General features: G+C 70.8%; 15 protein-coding genes. 5 read left to right on the forward strand and 10 right to left on the reverse strand.

All coding sequences use genetic code 11. From position 1 onward, the window contains the following. Positions 1–8: 8 nt before the first annotated feature. Genes ACIPYT_RS09355 through ACIPYT_RS09390 form a run of 8 tightly spaced genes read right to left on the reverse strand, consistent with a single transcriptional unit; the run spans position 9 to position 7,522 of the window. Positions 9–332, reverse strand: a complete 324-nt coding sequence (locus ACIPYT_RS09355) for a DUF86 domain-containing protein (protein WP_401072883.1) — start codon at positions 330–332, stop codon at positions 9–11. Then, positions 329–823, reverse strand: a complete 495-nt coding sequence (locus ACIPYT_RS09360; RefSeq protein ID WP_401072885.1) for a helix-turn-helix domain-containing protein — start codon at positions 821–823, stop codon at positions 329–331. Before ACIPYT_RS09360 ends, ACIPYT_RS09355 begins: the two co-directional genes overlap by 4 nt. A gap of 44 nt (positions 824–867) precedes the next feature. Then, entirely contained in the window at positions 868–2,163 is a 1,296-nt protein-coding gene (gene paaK / locus ACIPYT_RS09365) for a phenylacetate--CoA ligase PaaK (RefSeq protein ID WP_401072887.1), read from the reverse strand. 56 nt (positions 2,164–2,219) lie between these two features. Then, a complete protein-coding gene (paaI, locus tag ACIPYT_RS09370; protein WP_401072889.1) occupies positions 2,220–2,627 on the reverse strand; it encodes a hydroxyphenylacetyl-CoA thioesterase PaaI in 408 nt (135 codons plus the stop codon). Beyond that, the gene (gene paaZ / locus ACIPYT_RS09375; protein WP_401072891.1) at positions 2,624–4,711 is read right to left on the reverse strand and encodes a phenylacetic acid degradation bifunctional protein PaaZ; all 2,088 of its coding nucleotides are present in this window, start codon (positions 4,709–4,711) and stop codon (positions 2,624–2,626) included. Before paaZ ends, paaI begins: the two co-directional genes overlap by 4 nt. Further along, positions 4,708–5,610 (reverse strand): 3-hydroxyacyl-CoA dehydrogenase family protein, encoded by a 903-nt coding sequence (locus ACIPYT_RS09380; protein WP_401072893.1) that lies wholly within the window; start codon positions 5,608–5,610, stop codon positions 4,708–4,710. The genes paaZ and ACIPYT_RS09380 overlap by 4 nt, the downstream gene beginning before the upstream one ends. Continuing rightward, positions 5,607–6,338, reverse strand: coding sequence for an enoyl-CoA hydratase/isomerase family protein (locus ACIPYT_RS09385; RefSeq protein WP_401072895.1), 732 nt, complete (start codon positions 6,336–6,338; stop codon positions 5,607–5,609). Before ACIPYT_RS09385 ends, ACIPYT_RS09380 begins: the two co-directional genes overlap by 4 nt. Further along, a complete protein-coding gene (locus ACIPYT_RS09390) occupies positions 6,335–7,522 on the reverse strand; it encodes a thiolase family protein (protein WP_401072897.1) in 1,188 nt (395 codons plus the stop codon). Before ACIPYT_RS09390 ends, ACIPYT_RS09385 begins: the two co-directional genes overlap by 4 nt. A gap of 111 nt (positions 7,523–7,633) precedes the next feature. On the opposite strand from ACIPYT_RS09390, the gene ACIPYT_RS09395 reads away from it, so the two are divergent. Then, positions 7,634–8,251, forward strand: a complete 618-nt coding sequence (locus ACIPYT_RS09395; protein WP_401072899.1) for a TetR/AcrR family transcriptional regulator — start codon at positions 7,634–7,636, stop codon at positions 8,249–8,251. Positions 8,252–8,372: 121 nt separating this feature from the next. On the opposite strand, the gene ACIPYT_RS09400 is transcribed toward ACIPYT_RS09395, so the two are convergent. Next, positions 8,373–9,140, reverse strand: a complete 768-nt coding sequence (locus ACIPYT_RS09400; protein WP_401072901.1) for an IclR family transcriptional regulator — start codon at positions 9,138–9,140, stop codon at positions 8,373–8,375. A 132-nt stretch (positions 9,141–9,272) separates the two neighbouring features. On the opposite strand from ACIPYT_RS09400, the gene dhaK reads away from it, so the two are divergent. From dhaK to ACIPYT_RS09420, 4 genes are all read left to right on the forward strand, one after another. Next, positions 9,273–10,265 carry a dihydroxyacetone kinase subunit DhaK gene (gene dhaK, locus ACIPYT_RS09405; RefSeq protein WP_401072903.1) on the forward strand — a complete coding sequence of 331 codons (993 nt, stop codon included), beginning with the start codon at positions 9,273–9,275 and terminating at the stop codon, positions 10,263–10,265. Further along, positions 10,262–10,906 (forward strand): dihydroxyacetone kinase subunit DhaL, encoded by a 645-nt coding sequence (gene dhaL / locus ACIPYT_RS09410; RefSeq protein ID WP_401072905.1) that lies wholly within the window; start codon positions 10,262–10,264, stop codon positions 10,904–10,906. Before dhaK ends, dhaL begins: the two co-directional genes overlap by 4 nt. After that, a complete protein-coding gene (ptsP, locus tag ACIPYT_RS09415) occupies positions 10,906–13,383 on the forward strand; it encodes a phosphoenolpyruvate--protein phosphotransferase (protein WP_401072907.1) in 2,478 nt (825 codons plus the stop codon). Before dhaL ends, ptsP begins: the two co-directional genes overlap by 1 nt. A 140-nt stretch (positions 13,384–13,523) precedes the next feature. Continuing rightward, positions 13,524–14,801 carry a hypothetical protein gene (locus tag ACIPYT_RS09420; protein WP_401072909.1) on the forward strand — a complete coding sequence of 426 codons (1,278 nt, stop codon included), beginning with the start codon at positions 13,524–13,526 and terminating at the stop codon, positions 14,799–14,801. Between the two features lie 56 nt (positions 14,802–14,857). Here the strand turns inward: ACIPYT_RS09420 and ACIPYT_RS09425 are convergent, their stop codons facing one another. Further along, positions 14,858–16,171: an MFS transporter gene (locus ACIPYT_RS09425; protein WP_401072910.1), complete on the reverse strand. Its 1,314-nt coding sequence runs from the start codon at positions 16,169–16,171 to the stop codon at positions 14,858–14,860. Positions 16,172–16,202: the final 31 nt, after the last annotated feature.

Raw genomic sequence — 16,202 nt, forward strand, 5'->3', positions numbered from 1 at the left:
GCCGCAGCTCACGCGCCTCGAAGCCTCGCCACCGCTGCGAAGAGTCGCGGGATGTCGTTCCTCGCCGTCGACATGACGATGGCGTGCGTCGTGTCGAAGTAGCGGTGTGCGAGATAGTCGCGCATGCGCGTGATCTCGTTCCAGGGGATCTCGGGTTCGCGGGCGAGCAGCGCGGCGTCGAGACCCTTCGCGGCCTCGCCGATCTCGATGAGTCGGGCACGGATCGCATCGAACACGATGGTGTCATCTCGGTCCGCGCGCTGGTCGTACTCGTGGATCGCCGCGCAGGCAACAGCGATGTCTCGGAGGCGCTCGGCCGCGCGTCGGCTCACAGGGTCACGCCGTCGCGCTCGATCGCAGATCGTACCTCGGGGGACAGCCCCTCGTTCGGTACCAGATCGACGGGGCGACCGAGGATCCTCTCAGCCTCGCTGCGCATCTGGAGCAGATCGAACAGCCCCACCGAGGATGCGACGTCGACGACGAGGTCGACGTCGCTCGAGGGGGAGTCCTCGCGGCGAGCGACGCTCCCGAACACCCGGATCCGACTCACGCCGAGAGGGGCCAGCGCACGTCGGAGCGCACTCGCTCGTGCGATGACGTGCTCGAGGACCTGCTGCTCCGCGTGCGAGCGCGGGGCGACCTCGATCACAAAACCGGTCGCGGACAGCAGCCGGTCGACAGCGGTGAACGAGGGCTCGCGGCGTCCGCTCTCGTATTCGCTGATGACGCTCTGCGTGATGCCGGAGAGTCGGGCGAGAGCGGTCTGCGTCAGCCCGCTCTTGAGGCGGGCGTCCTTGATCACTTTCGCTGCGCGGCTCACTCAGACAGGTTATCGCGCATTCGCGATATATGGGAGGTCCCGCCTCAGCGGAGGTCGTACACGCGCTGGTACTTCCCCTCACTGCGGGGCAGCGTGCCTGGCTCCTCGACGCGGACGTCGACGCTGGTGCCGATGTGCACCTTGATCCGTTGACGCAGCACTGCCGCGGCCGCATCGCACTCGTCGAGGCTCAGTGACGGATGACGTTCGATGCGCACGGTCAGCGTGTCCATCTGCGCGACGTGATGCAGCTCGAGCACGAAGTGCGGCGTGAGGGTCTCGATGCCCATCACCAGTTCCTCGATCTGCGTGGGGAACAGGTTCACACCGCGGAGGATGATCATGTCGTCGTTGCGACCCGTGATCTTCTCGATGCGCCGCAGTGCGGGATACGCGGTGCCGGGCAGCAGCCGTGTGAGATCGCGGGTGCGGTAGCGGATCACCGGGAAGGCCTCCTTGGTGAGCGAGGTGAAGACGAGCTCGCCGAGCTCGCCGTCCGGCATCCGCTCGCCCGTGTCGCCGTCGATGATCTCGGGAAGGAAGTGGTCTTCCCAGACGTGCGGGCCGTCCTTCGTCAGCGCACTCTCGCTCGCGACCCCCGGACCCATGACCTCGCTGAGCCCGTAGATGTCGACCGCGTCGATCCCGAGGCGACGCTCGATCTCGAGGCGCATCTCGTTCGTCCAGGGCTCGGCCCCGAGCACCGCGACGCGCAGCGAGGTCGATGCCGGGTCGATGCCCGCGGACTCCATGGCGTCCGCGATCGTCAGCAGATAGCTCGGGGTGCAGAGGATCGCATCCGGGCGGAAGTCCTGGATGAGCTGCACCTGCCGCGCGGTCTGGCCGCCCGACACCGGGATGACGGTCGCCCCGAGTCGTTCGATCCCGGCATGCGCCCCGAGCCCGCCCGTGAACAGGCCGTAGCCGTAGGCGTTGTGCACCTTCATGCCGGCACGGATGCCGGCGGCGTGCAGGGAGCGCGCCACGAGATCGCCCCAACGGTCGAGGTCGCCTGCGGTGTAGCCGACGACGGTCGGGCGCCCGGTCGTGCCCGACGACGCGTGCACGCGCCGCACCTGCTCCATGGGCACGGCGAACATGCCGAACGGGTAGCTCTCGCGGAGGTCGGCCTTGGTCGTGAACGGCAGGCGCTGCACGTCGTCGAGCGTGCGGATGTCGTCGGGATGCACGCCGTGCGCATCGAGCTTGCGACGGTAGAGGTCGACGTTCTCGTAGGCATGGCGCACGGTCTGCTGCAGGCGTGACAGCTGGAGGGCGGCGAGCGCCTCCGGGGAGTGCAGTTCGATCTCGCTGCCGATCTCCGCGATGTGCTCGGTCATGGTCGACTCCTTCGTCGAGGGGGCTGGCCCCGGGGGTTCACTGCGGGTTCAGCGGGTCACTGCGGGCGGGGCGGATGCTCCTGCGTGCGGTTCGTCGTGATCGACCGCCCCCGGAACTCCGCCACGACGTCACCGGACTCGTCGGTGACGCTCACGTCGTACACGCCCGTGCGTCCGCTGACGACGCGACGGACGGCGCTCGCCGTGAGGCGCGCGCCTGACGTGGTCGACTTCACGAAGGTGATGTCGGCGCCGCCGGCGACCGTGACGCGTTCGTCTTCGTTGCACGCGATCGCGAAGGCGGTGTCCGCCAGGGTGAACACCAGGCCTCCGTGGGTGATCGCGAACCCGTTGAGCATGTCGTCGCGCACCGTCATCGAGACCACGGCGTGGCCCGGTTCGTCGACCTCGACCGTCATCCCGAGCATGGCCGACGCCCGATCGCGCTGCATCATGGCCCTCATGCGGTCACCATCTCCGACTGTGCCACCGGCAGCTTGCTGACGAGCGTGAGCACGTCGTAGGTCGCGACGATCTCGTCGGCCTGGTTGCGGATGACGGCGTCCCAGCGCACCTCGCCGCACTCGTCGGTCTCGCGCGGGGTGATCTGCTTGGCCGTGAGCTCGACCCTGATCGTGTCGCCGGGGGACACGGGCGTCACGAACCGCAGGTTCTCGAGGCCGTAGTTCGCGAGCACGGGGCCGGGCTCGGGGTCGACGAACAGCCCGGCCGCCCAGGAGACGAGCAGATACCCGTGCGCGACGCGACCGGGGAAGAACGGGTTCGCGGCGGCGGACTCCTCGTCCATGTGCGCGTAGAACGTGTCGCCCGTGAAGTGCGCGAAGGTCTCGATGTCGTCGAGCGTCACCTCTCGTGACGCCGAGACGACCTGGTCGCCGATGCGCAGTTCGGCGAGCGACTTGCGGAACGGATGCCGTCCGCCGCTGTGCGCTGCGGCACCGGCGTGCCAGACCCCGGTGAGCGCCGTGAGCATCTCGGGGGAACCCTGCACAGCGGTGCGCTGCATGTGGTGGAGCACGGCGCGGATGCCGCCGAGCTCCTCGCCGCCGCCCGCGCGACCGGGACCGCCGTGCACGAGGTTCGGCAGCGGCGAGCCGTGGCCGGTCGAGGAGCGGGCGTCGTCGCGGTCGAGCAGCAGCATGCGTCCGTTGAACGGCGCGATGCGCGTGGCCAGCTCGACGGCCTGGGCGGGGTCGTGGGTCGCGATGCTCGTGACGAGCGAGCCGCCGCCGCGGGCGACGAGCGCCGCGGCCTCCGCGGTGGTGTCGTAGGTGAGCAGCGACGACACCGGGCCGAACGCCTCGATCTCGTGCGCGGCATCGGCCTGCGGGTCGTCGAAGCGCAGCAGCAGGGGCGTGACGAACGCGCCGTCGGGCGCGTGTCCGGTCGAGCCGTCCGCGCGTCGCACCTCGGGATCGTCGGTCGAGCCGACGACGACGCGGCCCCCGGCATCCTCGAGCTCACGAACCCGGCGCTGCACCTCGTCGCGCTGTGCGGTCGAGGCGAGCGGCCCCATCGTCACACCCTCGGCGCGGGGGTCGCCGAGCACGGTCTTGTCGGCGATCCTCGCGCGCACGGCGTCGATCACGGCATCCGCCGACCCCGTCGGCACGATCGCGCGTCTGATGGCGGTGCACTTCTGGCCGGCCTTGGTGGTCATCTCGGTGACGAGCTGGCGCACGTAGGCGTCGAACTCCGGCGTCCCCGCGACGGCGTCGGTGCCGAGCACCGAGGCGTTGATCGAGTCGGTCTCACCCGTGAACCGCACGCCGCCCGTCTGCACGGCCGGATGCGCGCGCAGGCTCTCGGCGGTCGAGGCGCTGCCGGTGAATCCGACGAGGTCGCCGAGGCGCAGGTTCTCGAACAGGTCGGGCACGCTGCCGCTGACGAGCTGCAGGGATCCCTCCGGGAGCAGATCGGACTCGACGAGGATCCGCACCATCGCCTCGGCGAGGTACCCGGTCGGGGTCGCGGGCTTCACGACGGTCGGCATTCCGGCGAGGAACGCGGGAGCGAACTTCTCCAGCGACCCCCACACCGGGAAGTTGAACGCGTTGATCTGCACCGCGACGCCTGGGAGCGTCGTGTACACGTGCCGACCGAGGAACGACCCGTCCTTCGAGAGCGGCTCGACCGGACCGTCGACGTGCACGCGGCTGTTGGGCAGCTCCCGTCGCCCCTTGCCCGAGTAGGAGAAGAGCACGCCGATGCCGCCGTCGATGTCCACCCACGAGTCGGTCTTCGTCGCGCCGGTGCGCGCAGACAGGGCGTAGAGCTCGTCCTTGCGCGCCGTGAGCGCGAGAGCGAACTGCTTCAGCAGCACGGCACGCTGGTGGAAGGTGAGCGCGGCGAGACTCGCGTGCCCGGTGGTGCGCGCGTACTCGAGCGCTCCGGCCAGGTCGAGTCCCTCGGTCGACACGCGCGTGACGACCTCGCCGGTCGACGCGTCGCGCACCTCGACCGCTCGGCCCTCGGCGCTCGGCGTCCACCAGGCGCCCTCCACATAGCTCGGCAGCACGTCGCTCATGTCTCCTCGTTCCATACGTAGAATCCCTCGCCGCTCTTGCGACCCAGCTTCCCCTCGGCGACCATCGTGCGCAGCAGTGCCGGTGGGGCGAAACGCTCGCCGTAGGCCCGCTCCAGCTCCTCCGCGATGCCCAGCCGCACGTCGAGGCCGACGATGTCGGTCGTGCGCAGCGGACCCGCCGGATGCCGGTACCCGAGCTCCATCGCCGCGTCGATGTCCGCGGCGCTGGCGACGCCCTCCTCGAGCATCCGGATGGCCTCGAGGCCCAGCATCACGCCCAACCGCGACGACGCGAACCCGGGGGAGTCGCGCACGACGATCGGTGTCTTGCCGAGTCCGCGGATCCACCGTCGGGCGTCGTCGACGACCGACGGCTCGGTGCGCGGACCGTGCACGATCTCGACCAGGGTCGAGGCGGGCACGGGATTGAAGAAGTGCAGGCCGAGGAAGCGGCCGGGGTCGCGGCGTTCGGCGGCGAGGTCGTCGATCGAGATCGACGACGTGTTGCTCGCGAGCACGGTGCCCGGTCGCATGGCCCGTTCGGCGCGGGCGAGGGCTTCGTGCTTGAGGGCGCGGTCTTCCGGCACGGCCTCGATCACGAGGTCGCAGTCGGCGAAGACGGCGACGTCGCTTCCCGTCGCGTACCGCAACATGAGGTCGTTCTCGTCGAGCGAGGGGTCGCGCTGCACCGAGCGGCGGATGCTGTCGCGGATGCGCTGCGCTGCGGCATCCGCCGATGCGTCGTCCCTTTCGACGACGCGCACGGCCGAGCCCGAGATCAGGAACGCGTGCGCGATCCCGGCCCCCATGCGTCCGCCGCCGAGCACGCCGACCCGAGCGGGAACCCCGCTCTCCGGAACTCCGCGATTCGTCACACCGTGCGCGGGAACCCGGCTCATCGGGCGGTCCTCTCCAGGAACGCCGTCATCCGGCGGTGCTTCTCGGGCGACTCGAACAGCTCGGCCTGCAGATCGCGCTCGATCTGCGGATGCCGGTCGCGCGGCGCTCGCAGCGCGGTCTTGGTGTGTCGCGTCGCGATCGGGTCGTTCGCGGCGATCCGGTCGGCGATGCCGTGCGCGGCGGCGAGCAGGTCGTCGGCGGGGTGCACGGCGGACACGAGTCCCCACCGCAGCGCCTCCTCGGCATCGAGCGTGCGTCCGGTGAGCAGCAGCTCGCTCGCGCGCGCCTCGCCGACGATCTCGGGCAGACGCCAGGTGGCGCCGGCCGCGGCGATGATGCCGAGGCCGGTCTCGGGGTTGCCGATCCGCAGCGACGGGCTGCCGATGCGGATGTCGGCCGCGTAGGCGAGTTCCGCCCCACCGCCCAGGGCGTAGCCGTCGACGGCCGCGATCACGGGCATCGGAAGCTCGCGGATGCGGATGAACGCGGTCGCGTTGATCGCGAGACGTGCGTCGGATGCGGTGCGTTCGCGCAGCTGGGCGATGTCGGCCCCGGCCGCGAACACGCCTCCGGCTCCTGTGAGGATGAGCGTGCGCGGGGCGTCCTCCAGCACGGCGCTGAGCTCGTGCAGGGCGTCGATCATGTCCTGGTCGATCGCGTTGCGCTTCTCGGGCCGGTCGAGCGTCGCGACCACGCGATCGGCGTGCTCCTCGATGCGCAGTGTCATGACAGCCGCTCCACGATCATCGCCGTCCCCTGGCCCACCCCGACGCACATCGTGGCCAGCCCGTAGCGGGCACCCTCGCGTTCGAGCCTGCCGAGCAGCGTCACGACCAGTCGCGAGCCGCTCGATCCGAGCGGATGTCCGAGCGCGATCGCGCCACCGTCGGCGTTGACGACCGCGGGGTCGAGTCCGAGCCGGCGGATGCAGGCGAGCGACTGCGAGGCGAAGGCCTCATTCAGCTCGACCGCTCCCAGGTCGGAGGCCTCGAGGCCCGCCTTGGCGAGTGCCTTCTGCGTCGCCGGCACCGGGCCGAGGCCCATGATCTCGGGGGCCAGCGCGGCGGTGGCGGTGGCGACGATGCGGGCACGAGGCCGTAGCCCGTGCCGCTCCACGGCGTCGGCGCTCGCGACCACGATGGCCGAGGCGCCGTCGTTCAGCGAGCTCGCGTTGCCGGCCGTGACGACCGAGCCGCCGGCGACGACCGGACGCAGCGCGGCGAGGGCGTCGGCGGTCGTCTCGCGACGGGGTCCCTCGTCCGTGTCGACGAGTCCACGTCCGGTGTCGACCGCGACGATCTCGTCGGCGAAGCGTCCGGCGTCGATCGCGGCGATCGCGCGTCGGTGGCTCTCGAGGGCGAACGCGTCGGCATCCTCCCTGGTGATGCCGTCGACGCGGGCGACCTCTTCGGCGGTCTCGGGCATCGTGAAGGTGGCCTTGTCGCGCGCGCTCAGGCGCGGGTTCGTGAAGCGCCAGCCGATCGAGGTGTCGAATGCGGCGCCGGGCTTCGCCCATGCCCGCTCGGGCTTGGCCTGCACCCAGGGTGCGCGGGTCATGGATTCCACTCCGCCGGCGACCACGAGGTCGGCGTCGCCCGCGCGCACGGCGCTGCCGGCGATCGCGATGGCCGACATTCCGGAGGCGCACAGGCGATTCACCGTGATCCCCGGCACGGAGTCGGGGAGTCCGGCGAGCAGCACGGCCATGCGCGCCACGTTGCGGTTGTCCTCGCCGGCCTGGTTCGCGGCACCGAGCACGACCTCGTCGATCGCGGCGGCGTCGATGCCCGAGCGACGCACGGTCTCGCCCACCACGAGGGCGGCGAGGTCGTCGGGGCGGATGCCGGCGAGAGCGCCGCCGTAGCGACCGACGGGTGTGCGGACGCCGTCCGCGAGATAGGCCTCGGACATCGTCATCCTCTCGTGCGCCCACGCTGGCGATAATTTCAGAACGATCGGTCAGGAATACGATCTCAGATCGTCGGAGGATTGGCAACTCGCACTCGATGACAGACTGTGACCATGGCAGAGCACGACGGCACCACGACCGCACCGCGGCGCGGGCGCCCCGGATACGACCGCGACCAGGTGCTGGCCGTCGCCGTCCGGGTCTTCAACGAGCAGGGCTACGACGCGACCAGTGTCGCCGACCTCACCTCGACGCTCGGCCTCACCAAGTCGGCGCTGTACCACCACTTCGAGTCGAAGTCCGCGATCCTCGAGCTCGCGCTGAACGACGCCCTCGACGCGCTCGAGGCGGTGGTCGACGAGGCGACCGCGCGGCATCCGCTCGCCTCCGACCGGCTCCGCGCGATCGTCCGCGGAGCGGTGCACGTGCTCACGGCCAAGCTCCCGTCCGTGACGCTGCTGCTGCGGGTGCGCGGCAACGGAGCGGTCGAGACGGCGGCGCTCCTGCGCCGACGCGCCTTCGATCAGCGCGTCACGGCCATCGTCGCGGAGGCGCAGCAGGAAGGTCTCATCCGCGACGACGTCGACGCGGCCGTCGCGACCCGTCTGATCTTCGGCATGATCAACTCGGTCGTGGAGTGGTACCGGCCGGGAGGAGCGGTCGATCCCGCTGAGCTCGGCGAGGACATCCTCCGGGTGAGCCTGGACGGCCTGCAGTCCCGGTCGCAGTAGTTCGGCCTGCAGAACCGGCGCGCATCAGCTCAGCCTGCAGTCCCGCTGATCCCCGGGTTTGGGCTAGTCGTCGATGGGCGCATCAGCTCAGCCTGCAGTCCCGCTGACCTCCCACTCCCTGCTAGTCCTCGATGGGCGCGACGCGCGGCGGCCAGCTGGTCGCGCCGAGCTCGCGTGAGATGTTGCGCGCCGTCTCGCGCAGGGCGTTCAGCACCGCGTCGGATGCAGGCGCCTGCGACGTCGGGAGCACGACGGCGACCGCCGCGACGATGTCGTTCGACGCGTCGGCGACAGGGGCCGCGATCGACGACTCGCCGAGCACGGCTTCGTCGACCTCCGAGGCGATGCCGCGTTCGGCGATGACGGGCAGGTCGAGAGTGAGGCGGGCGATGTCGGTGACGGTGTCGCCCGTGAGGCTGCGCAGCGGACGCTCGAAGACGGTGCGCTGGAAGCCGAGGTCGTGGGCGAGCAGCACCTTGCCCATCGCCGAGGCGTGAGCGGGGATCGCGACTCCGGTCTCCAGCATCTGCTGACCGTCGTCGGGGCGGAGATCGTGGTGGATCACGAGCACCTCGTGGAAGTGCGGGGCGCCGAGCCTGACCGACAGGCCCGTGCGGCGGGCGAGGTCCTGCGTCCAGCGCATCGCGCGAGCGCGCACGTCGAGCGTGTCGAGGTAGACGTTGCTGAGGCGCAGGAGCGTCGGGCCGAGCATGTACCTCTGGCCGCCGCGCTCTTTGGCGACGAGCCCGTGCTCGCGCAGCGACTTCACGATGCCGTGCACCGTGGACGGAGGCAGGCCGAGCGCCTGGGCGAGATCGGTGATGCCGAGATGACGAGCGCCCTGCAGCAGCTCGAGCACCTTCGCGGCACGATCGATGGCCTGGATCACCGCTGTTCCTCCTCGTCGAGACGTCCTTGACAACCGGACTGAGTCCGAGCATATTCGACATTGACGAATATCTTTCGCATTCAGGACGGCGAATCGATTGTCGCCGCCGCCGAGATCAAGGGAGATCGCACGATGAAGAAGCTCATCAACAACCCCGCGGATGTGCTGGTCGAGTCGCTGCGAGGCGTCGCCCTCGCGCATCCCGATCTCTCCGTGGACCTCGAGAACCACGTGATCACCCGTGCGACGCCGAAGGCGCAGGGCAAGGTCGCGGTGGTCTCGGGCGGCGGGTCGGGACACGAGCCCCTGCACGGCGGATTCGTCGGCACCGGGATGCTCGACGCCGCCGTCGCAGGCGAGGTCTTCACCTCGCCGACGCCCGACCGGGTGCAGGTCGCCACGAAGGCCGTCGACCGCGGCGCCGGCGTGCTGCACATCGTCAAGAACTACACCGGAGACGTGCTGAACTTCGAGATGGCCGCCGAGCTCGCCTCGATGGAGGGCATCGAGGTCGGCACGGTGGTCGTCGACGACGACGTCGCCGTGCAGGACTCGCTCTACACGGCCGGTCGTCGCGGGGTCGGTCTCACGGTGCTGCTGGAGAAGCTCGTCGGCGCGGCCGCCGAGGAGGGCCGCGACCTGGCATCCGTCGTCGAGCTCGCGACGCGCATCAACGGTCAGGGCCGCTCGATGGGCATGGCACTGACGAGCTGCACCGTGCCGGCCGCCGGCAAGCCGACGTTCGACCTCCCTGACGACCAGATGGAGATCGGCATCGGCATCCACGGCGAGCCCGGCCGGCACCGGGAGCCGCTCGCCCCGGCATCCGAGATCGCGCGTCAACTGGTCGACCCGATCATCGCCGATCTCGACGCCTCGGGTCCCGCGATCGTGATGCTGAACGGCATGGGCGCCTCGCCGCTTATCGAGCTGTACCTCATGTACGGCGAGGTGGTTCCGCTGCTCGAGAAGGCCGGGGTGCAGGTGGCCCGCAACCTGGTCGGCAACTACATCACCTCGCTCGACATGGCCGGCTGCTCGCTCACGGTGCTGAAGGCCGACGACGAGCTGCTGCGCCTGTGGGACGCCCCGGTGAACACGCCGGGTCTGCGGTGGGGTGCATGATGGCGGGTGTCGACACCGCCACCCTGTCGGACTGGATCCACCGCTTCCGCGATGCGGTCGTCGAGAACAAGGACCGGCTCACCGAGCTCGACTCCGCGATCGGCGACGCCGACCACGGCTCGAACATGGCCAGGGGCATGGATGCGGTGGTCGCGAAGCTCGACGCGGGTGTTCCCGCCACGGTCGACGAGCTGCTCAAGTCCGTCGGGATGACCCTGGTCAGCTCGGTCGGCGGCGCGAGCGGTCCGCTCTACGGCACGTTCTTCCTGCGCATGGGAATGGATGCGGGTGCGGTCGCGTCGCTCGACGACGCCGCTCTCGCGAAGGCGCTGCGCGCCGGACTCGACGGCATCGTCGCGCGCGGCAAAGCCGAAGCGGGGGACAAGACGATGTTCGATGCGATGTCTCCCGCGGTCGATGCCCTCGACGTCGGCGTCGCCCGCGGAGCCGATCTCGCCGCAGCGACGGCCGCCGCCGCGACGGCAGCTGCCGCCGGACGCGACGCCACCGTGCCGCTCGTCGCGCGCAAGGGGCGGGCGAGCTATCTCGGGGAGCGCAGCGCCGGACACCTCGATCCGGGCGCCGCATCCACCGCGCTGCTCTTCGATGCGCTCGCCGCCGCGGTGGCGGACGCGACCTGATGATCGGCGTCGTCGCCGTCTCCCACAGCGCACGTCTGGGGGAGGCGGCCCTCGAACTCGCCCGTCAGATGGTGCAGGGGAGCGGAGCGCGCGTGGTCGTCGCGGCCGGGGCGGGAACGGATGCCGAGGGGCAGCCGATCCTCGGCACCGACGCCGTCGCCGTGTCGGCGGCGATCGACGAGCTCGCCGCCGACTGCGACGGCGTTCTCGTGCTGATGGATCTCGGTTCGGCGGTGCTCAGCGCCGAGCTCGCACTCGAGCTGCGGGCGAGCGACGTGCCGGTGCGCCTTGCCCCCGCGCCGTTCGTGGAGGGTCTGCTCGCGGCCGTCGTGGCCGCTGCGGCCGGCGCCGATCTCGACACGGTGGCAGCGGAGTCGGTCGCGGCGCTCGGCGCGAAGACCGGCCAGCTCGGTGATGCGGACGCGCCCGACCCAGCCGGGGTCGAAGCGGACGATGCCGCCGTCGAGACCGGGCTCAGTGCCACCGTCGTGGTGCGCAATCCGCTCGGCATCCACGCGCGTCCGGCCGCGCTGATCGCAGAAGCCTCCTCAGGTGCCGCTGTGCGCCTCCGACGTCTTCCCGACGGCCCGGAGGCCGGCGGCTCGAGTCTGTCGCGACTGCTCGTGCTGGGTGCGCGTCAGGGCGACGAGGTCGGGCTGACCGTGAGCGGCGACGACGCGGAGGCGGTGCTCGCCCGGCTCGTCGCGCTGTTCCACGACGGCTTCGGCGAAGGAGTGGGCGCGGGTGACCTCGGCACGAACGCCGCGGAGGTGCAGCCGTCGACGGATTCCACGGGTGTCGCCGCGCCCGCGTCTCCGCTGGGTCCGGGAGCCGTCGTACGCGGTCGCGGGGTGAGCCCGGGTCGCGTCGCGGCGGCGGTCGTGCACCTCGCCCCGCCGCTCGACGAACCCGACGCCGCGGTCGTCGTCCCGGTCGATGACCGCGCCGCCGAGGTGTCCGCGATCGAATGGGCGGCCGTCGCGGTCGCCGACCAGTTGCGATCGCGTGCGGCCCTGGCCTCGGGAGGCGCGAGGGACATCCTCGACGCGTCGCGGCTGCTCGCGTCCGATCCCGAACTCGTCGCGGACGCGACGGAGCTGGTGCGAGCGCGAGGAAGGAGCGCCGCCCGTGCCATCTGGGAGGCCGCGTCGGCGCACGAGCGTGCGATCGCCGCGCTCGGCGGTCGGATGGCCGAGCGGGCGGCCGACATCCGCGACGTCCGTGAACGGATCATCGCGGAGATCCTGCAGGTGGACCTGCCCGGCATCCCGGAGCGGGAGCAGCCGTTCGTTCTCGTGGCGGCTGATCTCTCTCCCGCGGACACGGCCGCACTCGACGGCGGGAACTGCGTCGGCATCGTGACCGAGGGCGGTGGGCCGACCTCGCATACGGCGATCATCGCCCGCTCTCTCGGCCTGCCCGCCGTCGTCGCGGCGACCGGGGCGCTCCGGATCGACGTGGAGTCGACCGTGCTCGTCGACGGCGACCGCGGCACCGTGCTCGTGGAGCCGGACGACGCCGTGGTCGCCGGGGCGGCGGCGGATGCCGTCGTCGTCCCCTTCGACGGGAGCGGACGACTCGCCGACGGTTCCGAGCTCCCGCTGCTCGCGAACGTCGGGGGAGAGGCGGATGCCGTCGCCGCCGCGCGCGCGGGCGCGGAAGGCGTCGGGCTCTTCCGCACCGAGTTCTGCTTCCTGGATCGCGTGGATGCGCCGAGCGTCGACGAGCAGGTCGATGCGTACCGCCGTGTACTGGCGCCGTTCGCCGGGAAGCGGGTCGTCGTGCGGACGCTCGACGCCGGGAGCGACAAGCCCCTGCCGTTCGCGAATTCCGATCATGAGGACAACCCCGCGCTCGGGGTGCGCGGTCTGCGGGTCGCGCATCGCCACCCGGAGCTGCTCGATGATCAGCTCACGGCCTTGGCTCGGGCGGCCCGCGAGGAGTCCGCCGCGGTCGGGGTGATGGCGCCGATGGTCGCGACCGTCGATGAGGCGCGTGAGTTCGCCGATCGTGCGCGGACGGCCGGGCTCGACTCGGTCGGCATCATGATCGAGACACCCGCGGCCGCACTTCTCGCCTCCGTGCTGTTCGAGGTCGTCGACTTCGTGAGCATCGGGACGAACGATCTCGCCCAGTACACGCTCGCCGCCGACCGGCTCGTCGCCGAGCTCGGCGACCTGAACGATCCGTGGCAGCCCGCGGTGCTCCGGCTGATCGCCGCGGTGGGTGCGGCCGGGAGGTCGGCCGACAAACCCGTCGGCGTGTGCGGCGAGGCGGCCGCGGACCCGCTGCTCGCACCGGTTCTCGTCGGACTCGGCGTCACGTCGCTGTCGATGACCCCGCGGGCACTGGGGCGTGTGGCCGCATCGCTCCGGGCGGTGTCGATCGAGCAGTGCAGCGCTGCTGGAGAGGCAGCTGCCGCAGCGGCGACGGCCGCCGACGCGCGCGAGGCGTCGGCTCGTATCCTGCGCCGCTGACGGAGATATGCCGTTATCGGCATGGGATTCGTATCGATCTCGCATCGTCGGGGTCGGCGCGCTCCGGCATCCCGCCCGTGAACCCTAGGCTTCCGGCAGGGGGCGTCGATCGTCGACGCGCAGCATCGGAGGGAAGCCGGATGAACCGCAGACACGCGCGCCGCCAGGGGATGATCGCCCTGGCGCTCACGGGGGCGATGATCGCTCTCGCCGGATGTGCTCCGGAGCCGGATGTGCAGCCGACCCCGACGCCGACGGACTCTGCGGTGGTGCCGTACGACGGTCCGGTCGTGTTCGTGGGCGACGAGCTCGAATCGTTCCTCCTCACGCCTGCGGAGGTGGCGGAGGCAATTCCGGAGGCGACCGGTGTCATGAACGCCTCCGCGGTGCTCGAGCAGGTCTCCGACGGCGGCGGCACGGCCGCCGTCCCGGCGATCTGCGATGCGCTCTTCGCCGAGCAGTCTCTCGGCAGCGTCGGAGCACGGGTGACCCGCTGGATGACCCCGTCCGATCCCGAGTACGGCCAGGGCCGTGTGGAGGTGCTGCAGTTCGCAGACGAGCAGCAGGCGCGCGATCGCATGGACCAACTGCTGCAGGCCGCCGCCGACTGCGGGCAGTTCACGAAAGAGGCGCCGGTCACGTTCGACGCCGAGATCCTCGACGAGGTCGACGGCGTGCGGGCGTTCGCCGGAACCCTGCTCGACATCGACGGCGGATACGACTGGCGTGTGTTCCAGGCGTATGCCGCCGTGGGCAACGTCGTCGTGATGCTGAATCAGCCCTTCACGGGAGACCGGACGTACGACGCGCAGGCCGCAGCGTCGCTGTTGCAGCAGCGGGCGGGCGACGCGCGCGATGCCCTCGTCGCCGACCTCACCGAGAACCCGCCGGTTCCGGAGGAACAGCCGGTCACAGATGCCGCGCAGCCGTGGAGCGAGTGGGCGATCGGCGTCGACGGCGTCGGCCCCGTGCTCCTCGGCGATGCCGTCGACGTCGCAGTCGCAGCGGCGGGCGGCACGGCGACTCCGCCGACGTTCGACCGCGGGCCGTGGATCGTCGAGAACCCGGAGGCGACGGCCTCGATGCTCATCCAGCAGGCGGAGGATGCGGAGACGGTCTGGTACGTCACGGTCGGCACGCGGCGCGGCGAGTCGGCGGAGACGCCGCAGGACGGCGCCGCACTGCCGGCGCTCGGGGATGTCCGCGTGGGCATGCCGGTGTCGGAGGCGTTCGCAGCGCTGCCCGGTGGCACGATCGTCGACGTCGCGTCATCCGGAGAGGACTACTACGCCGTCACGACGCGCGAGGGTCGTCTCTTCCGCTTCGACACCGAGGGCGACGCGGCCGACGGCACCGCGATCATCATCGGCATCACCGTCGAGGATGCCACGCAGCGCGCGTCGCTCCGCTTCGGCTGACGGGGACACACGAAGGGTGGCGTCGCCCTCACAGGTCGACGCCACCCGGTTCCCGCTCAGAGCGAGAGGTCGACGTTCTTCGTCTCCTTCACCAGCGAGACGCCGATGAGCGAGATCACCGCGGCTATCGCGATGTAGAGGCCGATCGTCCACGACGCCTGGAACTGGTTCAGCAGCGACTCGGCGATCATCGGCGCGAAGGCCCCGCCGAGGATGGCCCCGAGCGCGTATCCGATCGAGACGCCGGAGTAGCGCACGTTCGCGGGGAACATCTCGGCGTAGAGCGCAGCCTGCGGGCCGTAGGAGAGTCCGAGGGCGAACGTCATCACGAACAGCGCGACGAAGTACCAGACGATGTTCGCGGTGTCGATCAGGAACCACATCGGGATCGCCCAGACCGCGAGGGCGACGTAGCCGATCTGGAACGTGCGGATGCGCCCGAGCCTGTCGGACAGGTGGCCGCCCCAGAGCGTGAAGATCAGCCAGCCGAAGGAGGCGAGGGTCGTCGCGAGCAGCACGGGCGGACGGTCCATGCCGAGGGCCGTGACCGCGTAGGTCGCGAAGAACGCGATGAGCAGGTAGCCCGCGGCGTTGTTGGCGATGAAGATGATCGCGGTGAGCACGACCTGCTTGGTGTGCGCGCGGAACAACTGGCCGAGGGGAGCCGAGGCCTCCTGACGGCGGCGACGCAGCTCTTCGAAGATCGGGCTCTCGTCGACCGCGCGGCGGATCACGTAGCCGACCGCGATGAGGACGATCGACAGCAGGAACGGGATGCGCCAGCCCCACTCGAGGAACGCCTCGGGCGACATCGAGCTCGTGAGCGCCCACAGCGTGAAGGTCGCGAGGATCATGCCGACGGGGACGCCGATCTGCGGGAACGCGCCGAAGAGACCTCGTCGGGTGTTCGGCGCGTGCTCGACGGCCATCAGCGCCGCGCCTCCCCATTCCCCTCCGGCGGAGAACCCCTGGAGGATGCGCAGGACGATCAGCAGGATCGGCGCGGCGACGCCGATCGCGGCGTAGGTCGGGAGCAGGCCGATCAGCGAGGTCGAGAGACCCATCATGATCAGCGTGAACACCAGCATCTTCTTGCGGCCGAGCTTGTCGCCCAGGTGGCCGGCGATGATCGCGCCGAGAGGGCGGAACAGGAACGAGATGCCGATCGTCGCGAACGAGAGCACCTGGGCGAGCCCGGGGCTCGACTCGGCGATCGGGGCGAGGAACAGCGGTGCGAGCACGAGGCCGGCGGCCTGCGCGTAGATGAAGAAGTCGTACCACTCGATCGATGTGCCGACGAGCGTTCCCGCGAGGACGCGGCGCTCTTCGGCGGGCATTCGCCGGGTGCGGACAGGTGCTTCAGACGTCATGCGAACTCCGTTGTTCAGCGGTGGATGTCGG

This window comes from Microbacterium sp. NPDC089695 (genome assembly GCF_044749085.1).
GTDB lineage: Bacteria > Actinomycetota > Actinomycetes > Actinomycetales > Microbacteriaceae > Microbacterium.